The organism is Streptomyces sp. NPDC051173, from assembly GCF_040689515.1.
Classification (GTDB): Bacteria; Actinomycetota; Actinomycetes; order Streptomycetales; family Streptomycetaceae; genus Streptomyces.
In genome coordinates this window covers 18,016-41,760 of the sequence record NZ_JBFBBD010000062.1, presented here as the reverse complement: position 1 = coordinate 41,760, position 23,745 = coordinate 18,016, and the positions used below count along the sequence as shown (strand labels likewise).

Here is a 23,745-nt window from a genome sequence, read left to right as displayed (position 1 = left end):
TTCCAACCTTACCAGATCCGTTTTCCGTGCCCCCCGCTTCCAGAAGAAGCAGTCGGTCCGAATTCCGTTTCCGGCCCCCTGTTGGAGCGGGGTTTCGCCTTCCAGCTTTTCGCTTTCCGGCTTCACCGACTTTATCAGAAGCGTTTCGGCCGAGCTAATCGGCGTTTTCGCTTCCCATAAGGAGAGTGAGGTGTGCTTCGTGCGAATTGAATCCGGCACCGAAGCGATTCAGATTCTAACCGTTGCGACCGGAGCTGTCCAGCTCCCGGCAACCGTTCGAATCTACCTCCCCGCGCGGCCCGTGTCAACAGGTTTTGCGGAGCGAGTAGGACAGTACCAGGCCCGTACGGCCCAGCGCACATCGTCCCGTCGTCACTCGAAGGACGACGGCGGGCTCTCCAGCTCCTCCAGCTCGATGCCCGGTGCGGCCAGGACCACGTCACCGGCCAGGTGCACGCTGTGCTGCTCGCCCGTCTCGAGGTCGCTGACCTGGTATTCGTCCACCGTCAGCACGCCGTTGTCCGTGGCGTGCGGCGTCCTCGCGACCAGGGACCACGCCTGGTCGAAGGTCCGGGGGGCCAGCGCGGGGGGCGTGAAGCCGACGAGCCTGATCCGCTTCGCGCCCTCGCCGGGCGCGAGCCGCAGCAGCCGGGCCAGGGCCACGTGGAAGGCCGGCGACGCTCCGGTGAAGGCGTGGGCGGCCGCGTTGCCCTCGGTGGCGTGCTCGCCGGTCGGATCCGTACGTACCCAGGTGACGCCGTCGAGTGCCGCGCCCCGTACCTGCCAGCTCGCCGCGTGCAGCTGGAGGCGGATCGGGCGGCCGAGGTCGTCGAGGGTGAGGTCGACGGAACCGGCGTGGTCGCCGGAGGGGGCGGTGAGCTGGGAGACGTAGCGCCAGCCGGAGGGACCGGTGGCGCAGTGGAAGTGCTCCTCGCCGAGGGGGGTGTGGTCGTGCGGGTCGTGGAGGGAGTAGCGGCCGCGGGGCATGGTGGGTCCTTGGACGAAAGCGGGACAGGCCCCCACCGAGGAGGGCGGGGGCCTGCGCGCCGGTTACCGCGGTGGCCGCCCGACGGCGGCCACCGCAGCGGTGTCAGTAGCGGTAGTGGTCCGGCTTGTACGGGCCCTCGACCTTGACGCCGATGTAGGCGGCCTGCTCCGGGCGGAGCGTGGTCAGCTTGACGCCGAGCGCGTCGAGGTGGAGGCGGGCCACCTTCTCGTCGAGGAGCTTCGGCAGGACGTAGACGTCGGTCGGGTACGACTCCGGCTTGGTGAAGAGCTCGATCTGGGCCAGGGTCTGGTCCGCGAAGGAGTTCGACATCACGAAGGACGGGTGGCCGGTGGCGTTGCCCAGGTTCAGCAGACGGCCCTCGGAGAGGACGATCAGGACCTTGCCGTCGGCGAACGTCCAGGTGTGGACCTGCGGCTTGACCTCGTCCTTGACGATGCCGGGGATCTTCGCGAGGCCGGCCATGTCGATCTCGTTGTCGAAGTGGCCGATGTTGCCCACGATGGCCTGGTGCTTCATCTTGGCCATGTCGGCGGCCATGATGATGTCCTTGTTGCCCGTGGTGGTGACGAAGATGTCGGCGGTCTCGACGACGTCGTCCAGGGTGGCGACCTGGAAGCCGTCCATCGCCGCCTGGAGGGCGTTGATCGGGTCGATCTCGGTGACGATGACCCGGGCGCCCTGGCCGCGCAGGGACTCCGCGCAGCCCTTGCCGACGTCGCCGTAGCCGCAGACGACCGCGACCTTGCCGCCGATGAGGACGTCGGTGGCGCGGTTGATGCCGTCGATCAGCGAGTGGCGGCAGCCGTACTTGTTGTCGAACTTCGACTTGGTGACGGCGTCGTTCACGTTGATCGCCGGGAAGAGCAGCGAGCCGGCCTGCTGCATCTCGTAGAGGCGGTGGACGCCGGTGGTGGTCTCCTCGGTGACGCCGCGGATCTCGGACGCCAGCTGGGTCCACTTCTGCGGGTGCTCACCCAGCGTGCGGTTGAGCAGCGTGAGGATCTGGGCGTACTCCTCGCTGTCGGCCGTCGAGGGGTCCGGGGCCGTACCGGCCTTCTCGAACTCGACGCCCTTGTGCACGAGGAGGGTGGCGTCGCCGCCGTCGTCCAGGATCATGTTGGGGCCGCCGGTGGCGGTGCCGGGCCAGGTCAGCGCCTGCTCCGTGCACCACCAGTACTCCTCGAGCGTCTCGCCCTTCCAGGCGAAGACGGGGATTCCCTGCGGGTTCTCCGGGGTGCCCGCCGGGCCGACGGCGATGGCCGCGGCGGCGTGGTCCTGGGTGGAGAAGATGTTGCAGGACGCCCAGCGCACCTGCGCGCCCAGGGCGACCAGCGTCTCGATGAGCACGGCCGTCTGCACCGTCATGTGCAGCGAGCCGGTGATGCGGGCGCCTGCCAGCGGCTGCGCCTCCGCGTACTCCTTGCGGATCGCCATCAGACCGGGCATCTCGTGCTCGGCGAGGGTGATCTCCTTACGACCGAAAGCTGCCAGCGACAGGTCCGCGACCTTGAAGTCCTGGCCGGTGGAGGTGGTGGTCATACGGGCTGCTCCTCCTGAAGGGGCGAGCGAGGATGGGTACGGCTGTGCACGCGGTCAGTCTGCAGGGACGACTCCGCTCGGCAGGTGGCTGACACCTGTCCGGACACACCCGTCCCCTGGCCGCAGCGCAGTCCGTCGGAGGCCCTCTCTCCCTCGGCCGGTCCGTCGCGCGGGCCGCCCGACCGCCATCAGCAGCGACGTCTGGCTCTGGTCACGAATCTACACCGATGGTGGCGGTGAACCCCAGCCCCGTCCGGCCCTGTTCCGCACGCGGAGGTCGTGATCGCTTTCCTCCGCAGGCGTCGTGTTGCAGGATTCGATCAACGCGCGGACGGGGGAACCGTCGGCGCTGCCGCGCGTGCCGATCCGTGAGGAGATCCATGTGACCAGTCCAGCCGACCCCTCCGAGGGCGCGGGGGTCAGGGGGCCGGGGCTCAGGCTGCTGGCGGTGACCGCCTGTCCGACCGGTATCGCCCACACCTATATGGCGGCGGAGAAGCTGGCGCAGGCCGCCGAGGCGCTCGGTCATGAGATCAAGGTGGAGACGCAGGGGTCGATCGGGGCGGAGAACACCCTGACCGACAACGATGTCAGGCAGGCGGACGGCATCATCGTCGCCGCCGACAAGGACGTCGACCTGAGCCGTTTCGCCGGGAAGCGGGTGCTGTCCGTCGGGGTGGCCGAGGGGATCCACCACCCGGAGCGGCTGATCGAGCGGGTGCGGAGCGCCCCGGTGTACGAGGGTTCCGGTGGCGGTGTCCTTCCGGCGGCGGCCGGGGGCGGTGGCAAGGAGCGCGGTGCCGTCTACAAGGCGCTGATGAACGGCGTCTCGTACATGATTCCCTTCGTGGTCGTCGGCGGGCTGCTGATCGCGGTGTCGCTCGCGCTGGGCGGGCACACGACGTCGCAGGGGATCGTCTTCGACAACTCCTTCTGGAAGTCCGTCAACGACATCGGCACCGTCGGTTTCACGCTGATGATCCCGATCCTGTCCGGCTATATCGCCTATGCGATCGGTGACCGGCCGGCGCTGGTGCCGGGCATGGTGGGTGGCTGGATCGCGGGGCACGGGGAGCTCTACGACAGCAAGGCGGGCGCGGGGTTCATCGGGGCGATCGCGACCGGTTTCCTGGCCGGCTATCTGGTCCGGTGGATCAAGAAGGTCGAGGTTCCGGCGTTCGTCCGGCCGATCATGCCGGTGATCGTGATCCCCGTGGTGGCGACGTCCGCGCTGGGCCTGTTCTTCATCTACGTGATCGGGCGGCCGATCTCCTGGGTGTTCGAGCACCTGACGAGCTGGCTGGGCGGGCTGACGGGCACGAGCGCGGCGCTGCTCGGTGTGCTCCTGGGCCTCATGATCGCCTTCGACATGGGCGGGCCGGTCAACAAGACGGCGTTCCTCTTCGGCGCGGGTCTTGTCTCCAAGAACCCGGAGATCATGGGGATGTGTGCGGCGGCGATTCCCGTACCGCCGCTCGGGCAGGGGCTCGCGACGCTGTTGCGGCGCCGGCTGTACACCGATCAGGAGCGGGAGACGGGCCTGGCGGCGCTGTTCATGGGCTTCTTCGGCATCACGGAGGGCGCGATCCCGTTCGCCGCCGCCCGGCCGGCGCGGGTGATTCCCGCCAACATGCTCGGCGGCGCGGTGGCGGGGGCGATCGCGGGGCTGGCGGCGGTGAAGGACAGCGTGCCGCACGGCGGTCCGATCGTGGCGGTGCTGGGGGCGGTCGGCGGGGTGCCGATGTTCTTCGTCGCGATCGCGGTCGGCATGGCGGTGACGGCGTTGACGACGGTCTCGCTGATGTCGCTGGGCGGTGTCCGGACGGCCGCGGCCGTTCCGGCGGCGGGGGCGGCCGCCGTCCCGCCTGAGGTGCCGCCTGCCGCGGAGAGCGCGGCGCTCTCCGGTTACCTCACCGAGAGGACCGTACGGCCGCGGCTCGTGGCCTCCGGCAAGGAGGCGGCGATCCGGGAGATGGCCGAACTGCTCGCCGCCTCCGGGAAGGTGACGGATGTCGAGGGGCTGGTGCGTGCCGCGCTCGCGCGTGAGGAGCTGGGGACGACCGGGCTCGGGGAGGAGATCGCCGTTCCGCACGCCAAGACGGACGCGGTCTCGGCGCCGGTCGTCGGTTTCGCCCGGTCCCCGGAGGGGGTCGAGTGGGGGGCACTGGACGGTACGAAGGCCCGGCTGGTCTTCATGATCTCGGTGCCGACGGCCGCCGCGGGTGACGAGCATCTGCGGCTGCTGGCGATGCTGTCGCGGAAGCTGATGGATCCGGCGTTCCGGGAGCGGTTGCTCGCGGCGGAGGAGCCGGGGGAGATCGTGGAGGTGCTCCGGGAGGTCGGGTAGGGGCGCTCCCCCACCCGGCCCGCCGGGGCTTCCGGTCAGTGGCGGGCGGGGCCGCCCGGGGTCGCCGCGGGGTCCTCGCCCGCCGCTGCCGCTTCGTCGCTGTAGATGTCGGGCTCCAGATAGATCGCCCGGGCGATCGGGACCGCCTCGCGGATGCGGGCCTCGGCGGCGTCGATGGCGCGGGCGACCTCGACGGCGGTGTCGTCGTGCCGTACCGCGATCTTGGCCGCGACGAGCAGTTCCTCGGGGCCGAGGTGGAGGGTGCGCATGTGGATGACGCCGGTGACGGTGGCACCGTCGACGGCGGCGGCGCGGATCTTCGCGATCTGCTCCGGGCCAGCCGCCTCGCCGAGCAGCAGGGACTTGGTCTCGGCGGCCAGGACGAGCGCGATCAGGACGAGCAGGATGCCGATGCACAGCGTGCCGATGCCGTCCCAGACGCCGTCGCCGGTGGCGAGGGTCAGGCCCACGCCGAGCAGGGCGAGGACGAGGCCGATGAGGGCGCCGAAGTCCTCCAGCAGGACGACGGGGAGTTCGGGGGCCTTGGCCGTGCGGATGAAGGAGCGCCATGACTGCTTGCCGCGCAGTGCGTTGGACTCCTTGATCGCCGTGCGGAAGGAGAAGCCCTCGGCGACGACGGCGAAGACGAGCACGGCGACCGGCCAGTACCAGTTGTCCAGCTCGTGCGGTTCCTTGATCTTCTCGTAGCCCTCGTAGAGCGCGAAGACGCCGCCGATGGTGAACAGGACGATGGAGACGAGGAATCCGTAGACGTAGCGCTCCCGGCCGTAGCCGAAGGGGTGCTCCTCGCTCGCCTTCTTCTCCGCCTTCCTGCCGCCGAGCAGGAGCAGCAGCTGGTTGCCGGAGTCGGCGACCGAGTGCACTCCTTCGGCGAGCATCGACGACGAGCCGCTGAACGCGAACGCGACGAATTTCGCCACGGCGATGGCCATGTTGGCCCCCAACGCGGCGACGATGGCCTTGGTTCCGCCTGATGCGCTCATGGGTGCGGCATGCCCCTTCCGCCGGAGTGTTGCTTTGCTCTTCCTTTACGGCGGGTCATTGTCGCAGCCGTCGGCCGGGGGCCGGGTCAGACGGCGACCGTGGCGCGGAAGACGGTGGCGTCGTCGCCGGTGAGTTCGGCGCGTTCGTCGGCCCGTACGAACGCGGACTCGCCCCGGTCCAGGCGCAGCTCGGTGCCGTCGGCGGTGCGCAGGGTCGCGGTGCCGGAGGTGCACAGGAGGATCTGCGGGGTGCCGGGGGGCAGGGTGGCGGGGGTTTCTGAGGCGGGTGCGAAGACGTGGCGGGAGAGGCGGAATTCGTCGACGGGTGTCGCGTAGACCTCTTCGCCGCCGGCGTCGGCCTCGGGGCGCAGGACGGCGGGTTCGGTGCTCTCGAAGCGGACGACGCGGAGCAGTTCGGGGACGTCGATGTGTTTCGGTGTGAGGCCGCAGCGGAGGACGTTGTCGGAGTTGGCCATGATTTCGACGCCGAGGCCGTCGAGGTAGGCGTGGGGGACGCCAGCGCCGAGGTAGAGGGCTTCGCCGGGGTTCAGGCGGACGTGGTTGAGGAGCATGGCGGCGATGACGCCGGGGTCGCCGGGGTAGTGGCGGGCGATGGAGGCGTAGGCGGCGTACGCGGTGCGGTGCGGGCCGTCCTGTGCGGCGAGGCGTTCGCAGGCGGCGGAGGCCGCGTGGACGGTGTCGGCGATGGCCGTGTGTTCGGCGGTGAGGACGGCGGTGAGGACCTCGCGCAGGGCGTCGGCCTCGGGCCGCGCGTGGAGGAGGTCGGCGTAGGGCTTGAGGGAGTCGACGTCGAGTGCGGCGAGGAGTGCGGCCGTCCCGGCGGGGTCGCGGAAGCCGCAGAGGCCCTCGAAGGGGGTGAGGGCGCAGAGCAGTTCGGGTTTGTGGTTGGCGTCGCGGTAGGTGCGGTGGGGTGCGTCGGCGGGGATGCCGCGTGCTTCCTCTTCGGCGTATCCGGCCTTGGCCCGGTCGAGGTCGGGGTGGACCTGGAGGGAGAGCGGGGAGGCGGCGGCGAGGAGTTTGAGGAGGAAGGGCAGCTGGGGTCCGAAGCGGCGTACGGTCTCGGGCCCGAGTTCGGCTTCCGGTGCGTCGGCGATGGTGTCGCACAGGGGCCGGGGTCCGGCGCCGCGGTCGACGCGGGAGGGGGCGCCGGGGTGGGCGCCCATCCAGAGTTCGGCCTGTGGTTCGCCGGTGGGGGTGGTGCCGAGGAGCTCGGGGATCGCGGTGGTGGAGCCCCAGGCGTAGGGGCGCACGGTGTTGGCGAGGCGGTCCATGGGGCGGCTTCCTGACTGTTCGTACGGCTGGCGTCGTGTGCACGAGCCCGGTCGTCGGTCACGGGTCCGTGCCGTTCCCGCGTTCTACGGGGTGGAGGCGAGCGCCAGATAGACGGCGGCGAAATCCGTGATGGCGAGCAGCTCCGCCGCGGTCTCCAGGGGCGTGCCGCCCTCGGTGGCCTCCAGCTCGCTGATGGGGGTCTCGCGCTGGAGGGCGAGTTCGCGGGCGGCGGGTCCGGGTGAGGTGATGTCGGGTTCGCGTTCGCGGAGGAGCACGACGCGGGCGTGCAGGGCTTCGGGGTCCTCGACGCGGTCGCGGAAGAAGTCCTCGGGGTCGGCTCCGGCGGCGAAGTCCCCGGCGAGCAGGGTGCCGTGCGCGGTGAGTGCCTCGGGCAGTTGGGCGGCGAGCGCGGGGCGGCCGGAGAGTGCGGCGAGGACGGTGGCGAAGTGGCGGCCGACGGCGCCCGCGAGGTCGCCCTCGGACCAGATCAGCGGGAGGGTGCCCGCGAGCTCGGCCGCGAGGGTCTTGGCGGGGTTGCTGTAGGTGGCGTGGGCGGGGCCGCAGATCTCGGCGATCTGGTCGAGCCGGTCGGCGAGGGATTCGACGGCGCCTCGGTCGGCGGCGAGCAGGCCGAGGCGGTCGGTGAGGGTGAGGAGCGGGGTGAGGAGGGACCAGAGGGTGCCGGGGCCGACGGGGAGCGCGGCGGCGCCGGCGGTGGCCTCCGCGCCGCCGGTGGGCGTCTCGCCGGGGGCGGCGGTCAGCGGGATGGTCAGGCCGCGCGCCTGCTCGGTGGCGTCGGCCAGGGGGGTGCCGTCGGGGGTGACGCAGACGACGGAGCAGCCTCGGCGGTACGCCTGTTCCAGGAGGATCGCGAGGCCGGGTTCCGTGCCGTCGGGGGTGGCGACCAGCAGCAGGTCCAGCGGGCCGGTCCAGCCGGGGAGCGTCCAGCGCAGGGCGCCGGGGGCGGGGGCGACGCCGGTGGGGCGGATCAGGGTGACCGGGGCGCTGCCGCCGGCGAGTGCCGTGAGCAGGTCGGCGACGCAGCCCGCGGCGGGGGCGGGCCCGGCGACGAGGAGGGCGCGCGGGCGGCCGTCCGGGCGGAGCGCGCCGATGCCCGCTTCTGCGGCGTTGCGGGCGGCCGTGCGGACCCGGGCGCCGGATTCCGCGGCGCCGCGCAGGAGGCCGTGGAGGTCGGCTCGGGACAGGGCCTGCGGGTCATCGAGGAGCGACTCGTCGAACACCGTTGATCAGCCTCCGATCGCCGTGGCGTACGCCGTACGGGTGTGTGCCGGGCCGGGCGGGCGTCAGGCGGGGCGCCGGGCCTCGTCGACGAGCAGGACGGGGATGCCGTCGCGCACGGGGTAGGCCAGGCCGCAGCTCTTGCTCTCGCACACCAGCTCGGCGGCCTGCTCTTCCTCGTGGAGGGGTGCGTGGCACTCCGGGCAGGCGAGGATCTCCAGAAGACCGGCTTCGAGCGGCATGGGGGTTCCCTTCGGCGTGTACGTCCCTTGCCCGGCCAGCGTAGTCGCTCCCGCTGGGGGTGGTGGATATCCGGGGCGGGCGGAGCGCTCGGTCGCGGCTCGGTGCGGCGGGTGGGACGGGCCGGTTCTCACCCGCCCGTCCTTCCCGCTTCCGGCCGGGGCTACGCGCGGACGAGGGCGAGGACCTCGTCGCGGAGGCGGGCCACCGTTTCGGGGTCGCGTGCCTCGACGTTCAGGCGGAGGAGGGGCTCGGTGTTGGAGGCGCGGAGGTTGAACCACCAGTCGGCGGCCGTGACGGTCAGGCCGTCGAGCTCGTCGAGCCGGACGTCGTCGCGGTCGGCGTACGCCGCCTTGACGGCCGCGGCCCGCCCGGCCTGGTCGTCGACGGTGCTGTTGATCTCGCCGGACGCGGCGTAGCGGTCGTACTGCGCGACGAGGCGGGACAGCGGTTCGTCCTGGCCGCCGAGCGCCGCGAGCACGTGCATCGCGGCGAGCATGCCGGTGTCGGCGTTCCAGAAGTCGCGGAAGTAGTAGTGCGCGGAGTGCTCGCCGCCGAAGATGGCGCCGGTGCGGGCCATCTCCTCCTTGATGAAGGAGTGCCCCACGCGGGTGCGTACGGCCTTGCCGCCGTGCTCCGCGACGACCTCGGGCACCGACCAGGAGGTGATGAGGTTGTGGATGACCGTGCCGCCGGGGTGCTTGGCGAGCTCGCGGGCGGCGACCAGGGCGGTGATGGCGGAGGGGGAGACCGGGTCGCCGTTCTCGTCGATGACGAAGCAGCGGTCGGCGTCGCCGTCGAAGGCGAGCCCGAGGTCGGCGCCGACCTCGCGCACGCGTGCCTGGAGGTCGACGAGGTTCTTCGGGTCGAGGGGGTTGGCCTCGTGGTTGGGGAAGGTGCCGTCCAACTCGAAGTACATCGCGTCGAGTTCGATCGGCAGGCCGTCGAAGACGGTCGGGACGGTGTGCCCGCCCATGCCGTTGCCCGCGTCGACGACGACCTTCAGCGGGCGGATGCCCGACAGGTCGACGAGGCCGCGCAGGTGTTTCGCGTAGTCGCCGAGGACGTCCCGTTCGGCGATCGTGCCGGGGGTGGCGGCGGGCTCGGGGGCGCCGGTCTCCGTCCACCGCTCCACGAGCGCGCGGATGTCGGAGAGGCCGGTGTCCTGGCCGACGGGGGCCGCGCCGGCCCGGCACATCTTGATGCCGTTGTACTGCGCGGGGTTGTGCGAGGCGGTGAACATCGCGCCGGGCAGGCCGAGGGCGCCGCTGGCGAAGTACAGCTCGTCGGTCGAGCAGAGCCCGATCTCGGTGACGTCGACGCCGAGCGCCGCGGCGCCTCGCGCGAAGGCCCGGGAGAGACCGGGCGAGGAGGGGCGCATGTCGTACCCGGTCACGATCGCGTCCGCGCCGGTGACGCGGGCGAAGGCGGCGCCGAACAACTCGGCCAGCGGCTCGTCCCACTGGTCGGGGACGACACCGCGGACGTCGTACGCCTTCACGATCTGCGACAGATCAGCCACAGCCAACCCCTCCTGGAGTCCTGTACAGGGGACACAAACCTACCTGGAGGCAATGACAATCCGGGCATCGGAGGAGCGGAAGGCCGGACGTGGACGGGTGTTGACGGCCGTGGGCCGGGGAGCGGCGGGCGCCGGGGCGTCAGGAGTCGGGCGAACGCAGGACCCTGAGGTGGCCTCGGCGGGCGACCTCCATGGGGTCGGCCTCGCGGCCGCCGGGCGCGGGGGTGCCTCCGGGTCCCGTCAGGCGTTCCTGCGGGCGGGCCGCTTCACGCACGGCGTTGGCCAGCGCTTCGAGGTCGTCACCGCTGGGGCGGGCGGGGCCGGTGTCGAGGGCGAGCCGGACGACGTCCCAGCCGCGGGGTGCGGTCAGGCGCTCGGAGTGCTCGGCGCACAGGTCGTAGCAATGGGGCTCGGCGTAGGTGGCGAGCGGTCCGAGAACGGCGGTCGAATCGGCGTAGACGTACGTCAGCGTCGCGACGGCCGGGCGGCCGCACGCGGTGCGCGAACAGCGACGTACAGGGCTCACGAGGTTGGACGGTACCGCACTCTTGAGCGGTCCGCGACGACTCACCCCCGGCTCACTCCTCCGTGTCGGCTCCGTTCGCCCTGTGGACGCCGCTTCCGTACCGCCTGGTTGGGCTGTGCGGAGGCCCTGAGGGCAAGGCACACCGGCGATGAAATCTGTCATCAAGCTGTCCGCACAGTGTCCTTCAACGAGCATGACACCGTCCTGCACATGGCCGTAATTGATCGCAGAAGTGACTGAAACATTCATCCAGCGACATTCGGCTGATATGCGATCACTACGTGCACACGGCCGGACGACGGCTACCCTCGGGAGTGATGGACAGCCCCGTACCTCCTCCGGTCACCTCCGGAGGCGCCCCCAGCCCCGCCGGGCCGCGGCCGCGTCACCGCGACCGCCACGGACGCGGCATGCGCGGACCGATCGCCCCGCCCCAAGTGCCGCTGTCGGTCAGCCGGGGCGAGGCGTTCGTCGACCTGGTGCACGACTCGGCGGAGCGGCTGGAGCGGCTCTGGCCGCAGCTGTCCGCGGTCGACTTCGTCGTGCGCGAGGCCCCGGTGGCCATCCGTGACGGACGCGACACGATGAGCGACGCCGAGGGTCTCGACGCCTTCGAGTTCGACGGCGAGACGGTGCCGCTCGGCCGCTACGTCGCGGCGCACGGCGACACCCCGGACCGGATCGTGATCTACCGGCGGCCGGTGGAGATCCGCACCAAGAGCCGGGACGAGCGCGCGCTGCTCGTGCACGAGGTCGTGGTGGAGCAGGTCGCCGAACTCCTCGGGCTGGCACCGGAGTCGGTGGATCCGCGCTACGGCCAGGACTGACGCCGCTTCGGCGGCTCGCGCCCGGGCGACGCCAACCGGCCGCGCGGTGCTGGAGGTTTGAACGCCGGTGACGCACTGACGGTCAGAGGATGACGGCCGGAGACCGGAGGTGACGGCCGGCCGGGTCACCGGTTCAGCATCGACAGATCCTGTCCGGCCTCCGGGACGGCCACCGTGGAGCGGTCGTCCGGAACGGGCTGGATCGTGAACATCGGCACGCCGTCCTTGGGCAGCGCGAGCATCCGCGAGGCGTGCACCAGGCCGCCCGAGACCTTCTCCACGGTCACCGCGTAGCTCCCCTTCGCGCCGGAGGGCTCCGGCGGCTCCACGGACAGCGTGGTGCCCGGCTTGACGGTGTACGTCTTGCTGACGGCGCCGCCGCCGTCGCTGCCCGCCGAGGAGGTGACCTTCACCTGGGCCGCGTCCTTGCCGGGCGCGACCAGGGCGAGGGTGCTGCTCTTCACGCGGTTGTCGGCGACCGTGCCGCGCTTGTCGATCGGCGGGGTGGCGGCGATGAAGGCCGTCTCCTGCTTGTCGTCCTTGCCCCGGGTGACCCGCGCCGCGGCGACCACCGGGGTGCTGCCGCCGTCCGCGGAGAGCAGCAGGGAGCCGGCCTCGCCGCGGGTGACGTCCCCGAGGTCGACGGCCGTCGTCATGCCGCTCTTGACGTGCACGCTCTCGTGACCGGCGGGGGTGATCGCGCTGTTCGCCCCGGCGAAGCGCAGCTTCAGGTCGGCGTCGTCGGAGCCGGGCGCGAAGACGTAGAGGCGGACGGACGTGGCGTCGGCCGGGATGCCCGGGAGCACGGCGTCGGGTGCCGCCTCGCCGGAGGGCGGCAGCCAGTCGCCGCCGAGCTTCTCGTCGGACGCCTGGAGCGCGGCCCCCACCCGCCCGGAGCGGGCGGCCACATGGAGCGTCGCGTTCTCCGTGGGGGCGTCCGTGAGGGTCGACAGGAGCACCGGCACGGTGGAGCGCGGCGGGACGTTGATGCCCTCGCCGGCGGCCGCCTGGATCCGGCCGTCCTTGCCGTACATCTCCAGGTCGACGACGGCGGGGGTGCTGTCCGGGTTGGTCAGGTGGACGTAGTCCTGGCGGCTCTTGGCGGTGCTCGCGCCCGGGAACCAGAAGGACGTGTCGGGTGCCGTGCAGGTGAGCCCGTGCAGTCCGCGCCCGCTGCCCGCGCTCACCACGGTGCTCTGCTGCACGGTCCAGCCGGGGGCGAGCGTGCCGTCGGCGGTGCCGATGAGGGCGGGGGCGTCGGAGCGGTCCGTGGTGGCGGTGACGGGCTTGCCGGGCTCCTTCAGGGACAGCACCGCCGCACCGGCCGCCACCGCACCCTGGCCGTCCTTCTTCTTGTCCTTGGCATCGGACTTGCCGTCGGACTTGCTGTCGGTCTTGCCGTCTGACTTGCCGTCGTCCTTCTTGGCCGGACCCGCCGCCGCGCCGCTCGCCGCCAGCAGGTCCGCCGTGGCCTTGCGTCCGCCCGCGCGGGGAGACGCGCCGGCCGGGGTGAACGCGGTGTACGTCGTCTCCCCCACGTCCGAGGACGTGGGCGCCGGGCAGAGCCGCATCGAGCGCTCCACCGGCAGCCGGGCGGGCGCCTTCGCGGCCGTACCGGCGGTGCCTGACGGCGCCTCGAACACGGCGACGCCGGTGACCGCGGCGAGCGCCGCCACCGCGCCGAACAGGGACAGGGTGGTGCGCTTCACTGCTGCTCGCTCCCGTCGCGGTGCTGGTGCTGCTGCTGGCCACCGTCGCCGTACGTCGTGTCGTAGTGCTGCTGTCCGTAGCTGTACGGGTCGTACGGGTCGTACGCCCCCGCCGCGTACGGATCGGCGGGATAGTGCGCCTGTTGCGCGTAGTCACCGCTCTGCTGCTGGTACGAGCCGTCGTGGGCGCCGTCGTAGGCGCCTTCCTGGTAGGGCTGCTGGTCGTACGTCCCGTAGCCCTGCGCGTCGCCCCACTGGCCGTACTGCTGCTGTTGCGGGACGGCGGCGTAGGGATCGGCGGTCTGCTGTGCGTACGGGTCGGCGGCAGGCTCGGCCGCGGGGGGCTCCGGTACGGCCGGAGGGGGCGTCGCCTCGGCCTCCGCGGCGGCTCGCAGGCGGCGGGCCCGGCGGCCCTCTCCGGCGACCGGCTGCGCCGGGACGGAGGGCGCGGCGGGCGCGGGTGCGGCGGCGGCCGGGGCGCCGGTCTCCGGCAGGTCGTCGTCGACCTCGCGGCGGCGGCCCGGGAGGGCGAGCACCACCAGGACGGCGGCGAGGAGCCCCTGCGTCCAGAGCCACGCCGTGTGCGCCAGGGGGGCCTGGTAGGTCAGGGCGAGCTTTCCGCCTCCGGCGGGCAGTTCGAAGCCCTGCGCCCAGCCGTCGACGGTGGTGCGCTTGAGCGGGTGGCCGTCGAGGGTCGCCTGCCAGCCGGGCGCGGCCTTGTCGGCGACGCGCAGGATCCGGCCCCGGGGGCCGGCCGGGACGGTGGTGTGCGCCTCGACGGGGCCGGAGGCGACCGTCACGGGGGCGGCCTGCTGTGCGGCGTCCTGCCCGGTGCCGGGGGTGATGGTGACGCGGGCGACGCCGCGGTCGACCCGCCACAGCGAGCTGCGGTCCTGGCGGCTGAGCCGGGTGAGGCCGGGGGTGGTGTCCAGGACCCGGCCCGTCGAGCGCGGCGCGCTGTCGCGTACGAGGACGTAGCCGACGGCGTAGTCGCCGAGGAGGCCCGCCTGGTCCGCTCCGGAGCCCGCGACGAGACCGGCGACGACGGCGTCGAGCTTCTTGTCGCGCCCGGCGGCCACGGCCAGTTCGGCGTCGCCGGTCCGGGCGCCGGAGCCCCGGACCAGGGCGTAGCCGACGTGCCCGTCGGTGCCGTCGAGCACCAGGGTGCGGGCCTGGTCGCGGGTGCCCGCCTCCTCGGCGACGAACGCCGGGACCTGCTCGGGGGAGCGCCGTTCGAGCGGTCCGTCGGCACCGGCCACCATCCACACGGTGGCGGCGACGAGCGGGCCCGCGGCGGCCGTCAGGGCGATCAGGGCGGCGACGGGCTGGCGCCAGCCGAAGCTGAGCGCGGCGACGCGCTCGCGGGCGCCCTCGGCGCCCACGACGGCCGCGGCGATGAGCGCCAGGCAGTAGACCAGGGCCGCGGGCCCGGCCCAGCCGCTGCCGTTCGCCAGGGCCGCGCAGAGGAGGGCGGCGAGCGCCGCCGTCCAGGCCGTACGGACGGCGCGGGCCCGGTCGGCGCGCAGCAGGGCGGCGAGGGCGGCCAGGACGACGCCGGCGAGCAGCAGGCCGCCGAAGGTCTTCGGGCCGCCCGGGTCGCCCGCGAGCAGGTGCCAGGGCGCGCTGGTGCCGTGCCCGTGGTCGATGCCCGCCTCGGTGAAGAAGCGGCCGGGGTCGGTGAACAGGCCGAGCGACCAGGGGGCGAGCACGAGCAGGGGGGTGAGGACCACCGCGAGGAAGCGCGGCCCGTGGAGGGTCAGCCGGGCGGCGCCGCCCCGCACCGCGTGCACGGCGAGCGCGCCGAGGCCCAGGACGACGGCGAGCGGCCAGACGACCGGGGTGAAGGCGGTGGTGACGGTGAGCAGGAGCGCGTACGTCCAGGAGGCGCGCCAGGTGGGGCGGGCGCCGGGGACGCGCAGTGCGGTGGCGGCGACGGCCGCGCGGGCCATCAGCGGCAGCAGGATCGCGAGGACGGCGGTGCCGAGCCGGCCGGTGGCGAGGGCGCCGGTGGCGGCGGGCAGGAAGGCGTACGCGACGCTCGCCCAGGCGCGCAGCAGGCGGGAGGAGACGAGCGGGCGGGAAGCGAAGTAGGCGGTGAGTCCGGCCAGGGGCACGGAGCAGACCAGCAGGAGGGTGAGGGTGAAGCCGGTGGAGCCGAGGAAGAGCGTGCCCAGGGCGGCGAGTACGGCCAGGTAGGGGGGCGCGCTGCCGGTATTGCCGACGCCGACGGGGTGCCAGCCGCTGGTGTAGCGCGCCCAGAGGTCGGAGACGCCGTCGGGTACGGGCAGCAGGGCGCCGCCGGACAGTGAGCCGCCGCCGAACAGCGCGCGGCAGGCGATCACGGAGACGAGCAGCAGGAGGGCGAAGAGGACGGGGGCCGGCTTGCGGGCGACGCGCCTGAGCCGGGTGAACTGTTCGACTTCCAGGAAGTCCGCGTCGTCGCCGCCCGGTCCGGATTCGACGGCTCCGTGGCGTCCAGCGGAGGAGAGTTCGGCCTCGGAGCGGCCGGTCAGGTTGCTCGCGAGCTGTTCGACGGTGGCCCGGACGGTCGCGCCGGGCGGGGGGAACAGCGGCCGCAGTTCGCTCGCGGCGACGGTGGACGCGCCCCTCCGGCCGCGGGCGGCGCGGAGCCGGCCGGGGCGCAGCAGGGTGCCGAAGAGTCCGGTGAGTTCGTCGAGCGCCTGTCCTGGGGCCTTGCCGAGGAGGTAGCCGAGGGTGCGCAGCAGGGTGCCGAGGACGACCCGGAGCATGACGTACGGCAGGAGCGGGCCGCGGGTGTTGGCGAGGAGGGCGTAGACGGCGCCCGCCTTGTCGACGCGGTGGGGGTTCACGGCGTTGCGGCCGGCGCAGTCGACGGGGCGGCGTTCGCGGGCGGCGGCCTCGGCGTGCCGCATGACGGCGTCGGGGGCGACGAGCACGCGGTGTCCGGCGGCGTGGGCGCGCCAGCACAGGTCGATGTCGTCGCGCATGAGGGGCAGCCGGGGGTCGAAGCCGCCGAGCTGTTCGTAGACGTCGCGGCGGACGAGCATGCCGGCGGTGGAGACGGCGAGCACGGGCCGCACCTGGTCGTGCTGGCCCTGGTCCTGTTCGCGGCGCTCCAGGCCGGTCCAGCGGCGGCCGCTGCGGGCGATGGAGACGCCGACCTCCAGCAGCTGTCTGCGGTCGTACCAGCTGCGGAGCTTGGGTCCGATGACGGCGGCGTCGGGTTCGGCGTCGGCGACGCGCAGCAGTTCGTGCAGGGCGCCGGGTTCGGGGGCGCAGTCGTCGTGGAGCAGCCAGAGCCACTGGACGGGGTCGAGGTCGTCGTGGCGGTGGCCGGCGCGGCCGCCCTGGTCGTAGGGGTCCTCCTGCCAGGTGCGGCTGACGGGGTCCCAGCCGCTGGAGCGCTTGAGGTAGGGCAGTTCGCCGGGGTCCGGCGCGGGGGCCGCGCGGACGGCCTCGTCGACGGCGGCGCCGAATCCGGCGCGGCGGGCGAGGTGCAGGACGCGGTCGGGGCCGAGGGCCTCGGCGAGCAGTCGCGCGGAGTCGTCGGTGCTGCTGGTGTCGGCGGCGACGGCGCTCTGGACGGGCCGTTCCTGGCCGAGCAGTCCGGTCAGCGCGTCGGGCAGCCAGCGGGCGCCGTCGTGGGCGACGAGCACGGCGGTGACGACGTGGCGTGGGAACGCCGGGGGGACTGCGGGGTCGAACGTGGCAGAGGTGGCCGGGTAGTGGGCCGCCGTATTGCTGTGCACGGACATCGAGGTACGGGCCCTCCGGCCAGGGTCCGGGGGTCGCCCCCCGGAGGACTGCTGTGCGGTTGCTGGCTGCGGTCGAGCGGTGCGCTCGACGGGCCACCACACTAGGGCCTCTCCGGTGGTGTGTGCCCCGCCCCGTCCCGTCAGCGGGGGCGGGCTCCCGGGCCTCTCGACGCGGTCGCGCCGGGTGTCCGCGAGGTGCCCCGGCCGACGGCGGGGGTGCCGCCCCGGGGGGCCGATATGCCGTGTCCGGCCAGGTGGCCGCGAACGCGGCGGTCCGCCGCTCGCTGTGGAACGCGGCAGGCGGACCGTTCGTCATGGGTGGAGTGCGGCGGGGCTATTTCTCTTCGCCGGACTTCGATAAGACTGTCCACAGAACTGTTTGTCCGATCAATCAGACCGCTGCTTTCTTGAGGCGGCGGCGCTCTCGCTCGGACAAACCTCCCCAGATGCCGAAGCGCTCGTCATTGGCAAGGGCATATTCAAGGCACTCCGAGCGGACCTCGCAGGCGAGGCAGACCTTCTTGGCCTCGCGCGTGGAACCACCCTTCTCGGGGAAGAAGGACTCGGGATCGGTCTGAGCGCACAGCGCGCGCTCCTGCCAGCCGAGCTCCTCGTCCGCCTCCTCGACCAGCAGTTGCTGGAACAGCTCGGTCATGTGCGCCCCTCGTCTGTCATTTGCGTCCCCGTGCTGCCTTCATCAAGGCTGCCTTCATCAAGTGCGGCAGAACAACACGGGTGAAATTACAAGTGTGCCGATCCGGGCCAGTCAAGCCGAGATCTGCTATTGGGCCCCTTATTCACTCTGCGGAACCAAAGCCAAGCAGAAAGTGTCCGAAACATTACAAGTCCGGACAGAATCAACTGCCCGTCCCGACAGCCCCATCCTCTTCCTGAAGGAGAGGACGTCACGTCCTGAAGGAGAGGACGTCACACACGGCAATCCCGTTGCACCGTCCGGCCGAATGATGTTTATGGCCGCGACTGGTGCGCCACCTGTCCGCGACCCCCGGGCCGCAAACCTTTCAGCACCCTCAGTTACCGGATGAGGTGAAAGATTAGCCCTAAAACGGACACCCGGTTGACAGAGCGCGGTCGGGCCCGTCACCTTTGGTGGCATGCCAGCGATCGCCGCACTCAGCCTGACCCGTGACTACGGGTCCCGCTGCGCTGTGCAGGCGCGCTGTCGCTGTTCCAGCTGTTGATGCCCACGAGCTCCGGCTGAGCTTTTCCTCTCCGCACCACCTCGCGCACCATCCCGCTCGCCCTTCCCGCCCGTCCGCAGGGCCCGCGCTCCCGTGCCCGGACGCGTCCGTACGCGTCCCCGCACCGCCTCCCACGCGCAGCCCCAGCACACCCGCCGAGGAACCCCGCACATGAACAGCGACGTCCAGATCGCAGGCGACCCGCTCGCCGTCCCGCACCTGATGCCGCCCGTCCCCGCGCACCCCGCCACCATCGCCGAGTTCGCCGGGCTGGCCCGCTCCATCGCCGCCGACACCGCCTCCTGGGCCCGCCTCGTGCAGTACGACGCCACGAGCCGCTGGTACCACCGGCTGCGCACCGGCCCCGGCTACGAGGTCTGGCTGCTGAGCTGGGTGCCCGGCCAGGGCAGCGGGCAGCACGACCACGGGCCGTCCTCCGGCGTGCTGACCGTCCTTCAGGGGGAGCTCACCGAGGTCAGCTGGGGCGGCGGCGTCCAGGGTGGCGCGCGGCGGCGGCTGCGCGCCGGCGATCAGCGCGTCTTCGCGCCCGGCTACGCCCACGAGGTCGTCAACGACTCCCTCGGTCCGGCCGTGAGCCTGCACGTCTACTCCCCCGGCCTCACCGAGATGCCCATGCGCCACCGGCGGCCCGCGGCCGCCGTGTTGCCCGCCGACCGGGCCATCGAGAGGGACGCGGCCAGGGGCGCGGACAGGGACGCCGTACGCGGCTGATGCCCCCACAGGGATGTCATAGGCGACTGACACACTGTTCCGCATGCAGCGCATTGTGGTTCTGGCCGGCGGGATCGGGGGCGCCCGCTTCCTCCGTGGCCTCAAGTCAGCAGTCCCCGACGCGGACATCACCGTCATCGGGAACACCGGAGACGACATCCACCTCTTCGGCCTCAAGGTCTGTCCCGACCTCGACACCGTGATGTACACCCTCGGCGGGGGCATCCACGAGGAGCAGGGCTGGGGCCGGGCCGGGGAATCCTTCGCCGTGAAGGAGGAGTTGGCGGCCTACGGCGTGGGGCCCGAGTGGTTCGGGCTCGGCGACCGCGACTTCGCCACGCACATCGTCCGTACGCAGATGACCGCCGCCGGCTATCCGCTCAGCGCCGTCACCGAGGCGCTCTGCCGCCGCTGGCAGCCGGGCGTGCGGCTGCTGCCGATGAGCGACGACCGCGTCGAGACGCACGTCCTGATCGACGACCCGGACGGCGAGGGCCGCAAGGCCGTCCACTTCCAGGAGTACTGGGTGCGGCTGCGCGCGGCCACGCCCGCGCACGCGATCGTCCCCGTCGGCGCGGAGGAGGCCAAGCCCGCGCCCGGCGTGCTGGAGGCGATCGCGGCGGCCGACGTCATCCTCTTCCCGCCGTCCAACCCGGTCGTCAGCGTCGGCACGATCCTCGCCGTGCCCGGCATCCGCGAGGCCGTCGCGTCCGCCGCGGCGCCCGTCGTGGGCCTCTCCCCCATCGTCGGGGACGCGCCCGTGCGCGGCATGGCCGACAAGGTGCTGGAGGCCGTCGGGGTGGAGTCCACGGCCGCCGCCGTCGCCCGGCACTACGGCGCGGAGCTCATCGACGGCTGGCTGGTCGACACCGTCGACGCGGGCGCCGTGGCCGAGGTCGAGGCCGCCGGGATCCGCTGCCTCTCCGTCCCGCTGATGATGACCGACGTCGAGGCCACCGCGCGGATGGCCGAGCGGGCGCTGGCCCTCGCCGAGGAGGTGCGCGCATGACCGGCCTGCCGCGGGAGGACGTCCCCGCGTACCGCGTCTGGGCGCTGCCCGGCATCCCCGAGGTGCGGGCCGGGGACGACCTGGTCAAGGTCATCGCCTCGGCGGCCGGCGCGGAGGGGCTGCCCGGCCTCGCCGACGGCGACGTCCTGCTCGTCACCTCGAAGATCGTCAGCAAGGCCGAGGGCCGGATCGTCCGGGCCGCCGACCGCGAGGCCGCGATCGACGCCGAGGCCGTACGGGTCGTGGCCCGGCGCGGCACCCTCCGCATCGTCGAGAACCGGCAGGGGCTGGTCATGGCCGCCGCCGGGGTCGACGCGTCGAACACCGAGGCCGGCACGGTGCTGCTGCTGCCCGAGGACCCCGACGCCTCCGCCCGCGCGCTGCGCGCCGGGATCGAGGACGCGCTGGGCGTGGAGGTCGGCGTCGTCATCACCGACACCTTCGGGCGCCCCTGGCGCAGCGGGCTGACCGACGTCGCGATCGGGGCGGCCGGGGTGCGCGTCCTCGACGACCTGCGCGGCGGCCTGGACACCCACGGCAATCCCCTGAACGTGACGACGGTCGCCACCGCGGACGAACTGGCCGCCGCGGGCGACCTCGTCAAGGGGAAGACCGCGGGGCTGCCGGTGGCCGTGGTGCGGGGGCTTCCGCACGTGGTGGGCGACGACGGCACCGGAGCGCGGGCGCTCGTCCGCGCCCCCGCCGACGACATGTTCCGGCTGGGCACCTCCGAGGCCGTGCGGGAAGCGATGACCCAGCGGCGCACGATCCGTGAGTTCACCGACGACCCCGTCGACCCGGGTGCCGTACGGCGGGCCGTCGCGGCCGCGATCACCGCGCCCGCCCCGCACCACACCACGCCCTGGCGGTTCGTCCTGCTGGAGTCCGAGTCCTCGCGGACGCGGCTGCTCGACGCCATGCGCGACGCCTGGATCTCCGACCTGCGCGGCGACGGCTTCAGCGAGAGGAGCATCGCCAAGCGGGTGCGGCGGGGCGACGTCCTGCGCAACGCCCCGTATCTGGTGGTGCCGTGCCTCGTCATGGACGGCTCCCACACGTATCCCGACGAGCGGCGCAACGCGGCCGAGCGGGAGATGTTCGTGGTCGCCGCCGGGGCCGCCGTCCAGAACTTCCTGGTCGCGCTGGCCGGGGAGCGGCTGGGGTCGGCCTGGGTCTCGTCGACGATGTTCTGCGCGGATGTCGTGCGCTCCGTGCTCGACCTTCCGGCGGGGTGGTCCCCGATGGGAGCGGTTGCGGTGGGGCGGGCCTCGGGGGCGGCGCGGGAGCGGCCTGCGCGTAGCGCTTCTTCTTTTGTCGAGGTGCGGTGAGGTAGGGCGGGGGGCTGTGGTTGCTCGCCGTTGCTGAGTGCGGGTTGTCTGCGCCTGCGGCGGGCCTTTCCCCTACCCGCCCCTTCCCGAACTGGGGCTCGTGCCCCAGACCCCCGGCTGCGGGTCCGTTGCCGCCTGCGGCGGGGGCGACCTTCGGTCGCGTCCTCAAACGCCGGACGGGCTGAATGGTGCGGACCGTAGCCCGCATACCCAGCCCGTTGGGGGCACCTCCCAGCGGTAGCTGGGGTAGTTTGAGGACAACGCGCGAAGCGTGCTTCGGGGGTCTGGGGGCTCGCCCCCAGTTTCGGGAAGGGGCGGGTAGGGGAAAGGCCCGCCGCAGGCGGCAACCGGCCCGCCGCCCAGGGAAAGCCCCCTCAGATCGCCCTGATGTCGTTCACCGAGAAGCGTGGCACCCGGCGTGGTGGGGTCACCCCCGTGAGCAGGATCAGGCGGCACGCCCGGTGGCGTTGGCCTGCGTACGGGGAGAGCAGGTCGAGCATCTCCGCGTCGTCCCCGTCCCGGCGCCCCGTCAGCGCGTAGCCGACGATCTTCGGCAGGTGCAGGTCCCCGAGCGTGACCGCGTCGCTCGCGCCGTTGCTGCGCTGGAGGGTCTCCGCCGCCGTCCAGGGGCCGATGCCGGGGACGGCCTGGAGGCGGGCGGCGGCCGAGCGCTCGTCCATGGTGGCGGCCTCCTCCAGGCGGGCGCCGCCGCGGGCGGCGCGGACGATCGTCGCGGACCGCTTGCCGTCCACGCCCGCCCGGTGCCACTCCCAGGAGGGGAGCAGGGCCCAGCCCCGGGGGTCGGGCATGACGCGCATGCGGGGTGCGGGGCCGGGGGCGGGTTCGCCGTGGCGCTGGAGGAGGAGGCGCCAGGCGCGGTACGCCTCGTCGCTGGTGACCTTCTGCTCCAGGATCGAGGGGATGAGCGACTCCAGGACGAGCCCGGTGCGGGCCAGCCGGAGCCCCGGGTTGCGCCGGTGCGCCTGGTGCACGAGGCGGTGGCGGGGCGTGAAGGCGCCGGGGTCGTCCGTGCCGCCGAGGAGGGCCGGGAGGTGGTCCAGCAGCCAGTCCGCGCCGGGGCCCCACGCCTCCGCGTGCACCTCGCCCCCGCGGGCGCTCACATGGAGTGTGCCCGGACCGTCCGGGGTGCGGCTCGCGCGCCAGACGGAGCCGTCCGGCGCCACCTGACAGGCCGGGTCGCCGGGACCGCGCGCGAGGACGCCGAGGGTGCGCCCCAGGTCGTACGGGCCCGACGGGACCCATGTGCGCGTCGCCATCCAGCCAGCCTACGTCGGCACACCGACAAGCGGAGGTCCTCAATCCGCTTGGCGGCCGGGCGAGCCCGCGCCCGGGATTCACCCGGCCGGGGAACCCCTACTGGTCGGAGGAGAAGCGGATCGCCCCCGCGTCGATCCGCGCGCCGCACCAGATCCGCACCCCGGCCCGGAGCTCGTTGTCGGCGCCGACCCGCGCGCCGTCACCGATGACCGCGCCGTCCAGGACCGTGCGCGCCCCGATCCGCGCGCCCGCGCCGACCAGGGAGTCGCGCACCTGCGCGCCCGCCTCGATGACCGCGCCGTCGAGGACCGTGCTGCCGTCGACCCGCGCGCCCGGCTCCACGACGGCCCCGGCGCCGATCACGGTGCCGCCGGTGAGCTTGGCGTCCGGGGCGACGTCCGCGGTGTCCAGGACGAGCCGGTCGCCGCAGCGGCCCGGCACGGCCGGGGACGGCGCCCGGCCGAGGACCAGGTCGGCGGAGCCGCGTACGAAGGCCTGCGGGGTGCCGAGGTCGAGCCAGTAGGTGGAGTCGACCATGCCCTGGAGGTGCGCGCCCGCCGCGAGCAGCCCGGGGAAGGTCTCGCGCTCGACCGAGACGGGCCGGTCCGCGGGGATGGAGTCGATCACCGAGCGGTTGAAGACGTACGCGCCCGCGTTGATCTGGTCGGTGACGATCTCCTCGGGCGTCTGAGGCTTCTCCAGGAAGGCGGTCACCCGGCCGGTGGCGTCGGTGGGCACCAGGCCGAAGGCGCGGGGGTCCTCGACCCGCGTCAGGTGCAGGGAGACGTCCGCTCCCGTGGTGCGGTGGGTGTCGACCAGCGCCTCGATGTCGAGGCCGGTGAGGATGTCACCGTTGAAGATCAGCACCGGCTCGTCCGGGGCCGAGCGCAGCCGGGAGGCGACGTTGCGGATGGCTCCGCCGGTGCCGAGCGGCTCCACCTCGGTGACGTACTCCAGGTGGAGGCCGAGGGCGGATCCGTCGCCGAAGTACGGCTCGAAGACCTCGGCCAGATAGGACGTGGCGAGCACGATGTGCTCGACCCCGGCGGCGCGTGCCCGGGCCAGCTGGTGGGTCAGGAACGGGACGCCCGCCGCCGGCACCATCGGCTTCGGCGTGTGCATCGTGAGGGGGCGCAGCCGTGTCCCCTTGCCGCCCACCAGGAGGATCGCTTCAGTCACCTTGTCGTCTCTGCTTCCTGCTGGG

At 73.0% G+C, this 23,745-nt stretch carries 19 protein-coding genes; 5 read left to right on the top strand and 14 right to left on the bottom strand.

Going from position 1 to position 23,745, the window contains the following annotated elements; all coding sequences use genetic code 11:
• From AB0435_RS26280 to ahcY, 3 genes are all read right to left on the bottom strand, one after another.
• The coding region (locus tag AB0435_RS26280) for a hypothetical protein (RefSeq protein WP_366428099.1) at positions 1-219 on the bottom strand (219 nt) is incomplete at its 3' end.
• Positions 220-372: 153 nt separating this feature from the next.
• Positions 373-987 (bottom strand): hypothetical protein, encoded by a 615-nt coding sequence (locus AB0435_RS26275; protein WP_366004299.1) that lies wholly within the window; start codon positions 985-987, stop codon positions 373-375.
• Between the two features lie 103 nt (positions 988-1,090).
• A complete protein-coding gene (ahcY, locus tag AB0435_RS26270) occupies positions 1,091-2,548 on the bottom strand; it encodes an adenosylhomocysteinase (protein WP_366004300.1) in 1,458 nt (485 codons plus the stop codon).
• Positions 2,549-2,930: 382 nt separating this feature from the next.
• On the opposite strand from ahcY, the gene AB0435_RS26265 reads away from it, so the two are divergent.
• Positions 2,931-4,895 (top strand): fructose-specific PTS transporter subunit EIIC, encoded by a 1,965-nt coding sequence (locus AB0435_RS26265; protein ID WP_366428098.1) that lies wholly within the window; start codon positions 2,931-2,933, stop codon positions 4,893-4,895.
• Positions 4,896-4,930: 35 nt separating this feature from the next.
• Here the strand turns inward: AB0435_RS26265 and AB0435_RS26260 are convergent, their stop codons facing one another.
• The 6 genes from AB0435_RS26260 to AB0435_RS26235 all read right to left on the bottom strand — a co-directional run bounded on the left by AB0435_RS26260 (position 4,931) and on the right by AB0435_RS26235 (position 10,764).
• Positions 4,931-5,899 (bottom strand): cation diffusion facilitator family transporter, encoded by a 969-nt coding sequence (locus AB0435_RS26260; protein WP_366004302.1) that lies wholly within the window; start codon positions 5,897-5,899, stop codon positions 4,931-4,933.
• Positions 5,900-5,985: 86 nt separating this feature from the next.
• Positions 5,986-7,191 (bottom strand): mannose-6-phosphate isomerase, class I, encoded by a 1,206-nt coding sequence (gene manA, locus AB0435_RS26255; protein WP_366428097.1) that lies wholly within the window; start codon positions 7,189-7,191, stop codon positions 5,986-5,988.
• 84 nt (positions 7,192-7,275) lie between these two features.
• Complete coding sequence (locus AB0435_RS26250) at positions 7,276-8,433, bottom strand: SIS domain-containing protein (RefSeq protein ID WP_366004304.1); 1,158 nt, start codon at positions 8,431-8,433, stop codon at positions 7,276-7,278.
• A gap of 63 nt (positions 8,434-8,496) precedes the next feature.
• A complete protein-coding gene (locus AB0435_RS26245) occupies positions 8,497-8,673 on the bottom strand; it encodes a Trm112 family protein (protein WP_116212094.1) in 177 nt (58 codons plus the stop codon).
• Between the two features lie 161 nt (positions 8,674-8,834).
• Positions 8,835-10,193, bottom strand: a complete 1,359-nt coding sequence (locus AB0435_RS26240) for a phosphomannomutase/phosphoglucomutase (protein ID WP_366428096.1) — start codon at positions 10,191-10,193, stop codon at positions 8,835-8,837.
• A 139-nt stretch (positions 10,194-10,332) separates the two neighbouring features.
• A complete protein-coding gene (locus tag AB0435_RS26235; protein WP_366004306.1) occupies positions 10,333-10,764 on the bottom strand; it encodes a DUF3499 domain-containing protein in 432 nt (143 codons plus the stop codon).
• 272 nt (positions 10,765-11,036) lie between these two features.
• On the opposite strand from AB0435_RS26235, the gene AB0435_RS26230 reads away from it, so the two are divergent.
• Entirely contained in the window at positions 11,037-11,546 is a 510-nt protein-coding gene (locus AB0435_RS26230) for a metallopeptidase family protein (protein ID WP_366004307.1), read from the top strand.
• Positions 11,547-11,671: 125 nt separating this feature from the next.
• Here the strand turns inward: AB0435_RS26230 and AB0435_RS26225 are convergent, their stop codons facing one another.
• From AB0435_RS26225 to AB0435_RS26215, 3 genes are all read right to left on the bottom strand, one after another.
• The gene (locus AB0435_RS26225; RefSeq protein ID WP_366428095.1) at positions 11,672-13,255 is read right to left on the bottom strand and encodes a DUF5719 family protein; all 1,584 of its coding nucleotides are present in this window, start codon (positions 13,253-13,255) and stop codon (positions 11,672-11,674) included.
• Positions 13,252-16,992, bottom strand: coding sequence for a glycosyltransferase (locus AB0435_RS26220; protein WP_366004309.1), 3,741 nt, complete (start codon positions 16,990-16,992; stop codon positions 13,252-13,254). The genes AB0435_RS26225 and AB0435_RS26220 overlap by 4 nt, the downstream gene beginning before the upstream one ends.
• A gap of 391 nt (positions 16,993-17,383) precedes the next feature.
• A complete protein-coding gene (locus AB0435_RS26215; protein ID WP_004952403.1) occupies positions 17,384-17,647 on the bottom strand; it encodes a WhiB family transcriptional regulator in 264 nt (87 codons plus the stop codon).
• A gap of 718 nt (positions 17,648-18,365) precedes the next feature.
• On the opposite strand from AB0435_RS26215, the gene AB0435_RS26210 reads away from it, so the two are divergent.
• The 3 genes from AB0435_RS26210 to AB0435_RS26200 are packed head-to-tail and all read left to right on the top strand — an operon-like array spanning position 18,366 to position 21,263.
• The gene (locus AB0435_RS26210) at positions 18,366-18,926 is read left to right on the top strand and encodes a cysteine dioxygenase family protein (protein ID WP_366004310.1); all 561 of its coding nucleotides are present in this window, start codon (positions 18,366-18,368) and stop codon (positions 18,924-18,926) included.
• A gap of 43 nt (positions 18,927-18,969) precedes the next feature.
• On the top strand, positions 18,970-19,935 hold the full coding sequence (gene cofD, locus AB0435_RS26205) for a 2-phospho-L-lactate transferase (protein WP_366004311.1): 966 nt from the start codon (positions 18,970-18,972) through the stop codon (positions 19,933-19,935).
• Positions 19,932-21,263: a coenzyme F420-0:L-glutamate ligase gene (locus AB0435_RS26200; protein ID WP_366428094.1), complete on the top strand. Its 1,332-nt coding sequence runs from the start codon at positions 19,932-19,934 to the stop codon at positions 21,261-21,263. Before cofD ends, AB0435_RS26200 begins: the two co-directional genes overlap by 4 nt.
• Before the next feature lie 374 nt (positions 21,264-21,637).
• On the opposite strand, the gene AB0435_RS26195 is transcribed toward AB0435_RS26200, so the two are convergent.
• Together AB0435_RS26195 and AB0435_RS26190 are read right to left on the bottom strand one after the other, a co-directional pair.
• A complete protein-coding gene (locus AB0435_RS26195) occupies positions 21,638-22,540 on the bottom strand; it encodes a DNA-3-methyladenine glycosylase 2 family protein (protein ID WP_366428093.1) in 903 nt (300 codons plus the stop codon).
• 97 nt (positions 22,541-22,637) lie between these two features.
• Entirely contained in the window at positions 22,638-23,720 is a 1,083-nt protein-coding gene (locus tag AB0435_RS26190; protein ID WP_366004314.1) for an NDP-sugar synthase, read from the bottom strand.
• Positions 23,721-23,745 lie beyond the last annotated feature (25 nt).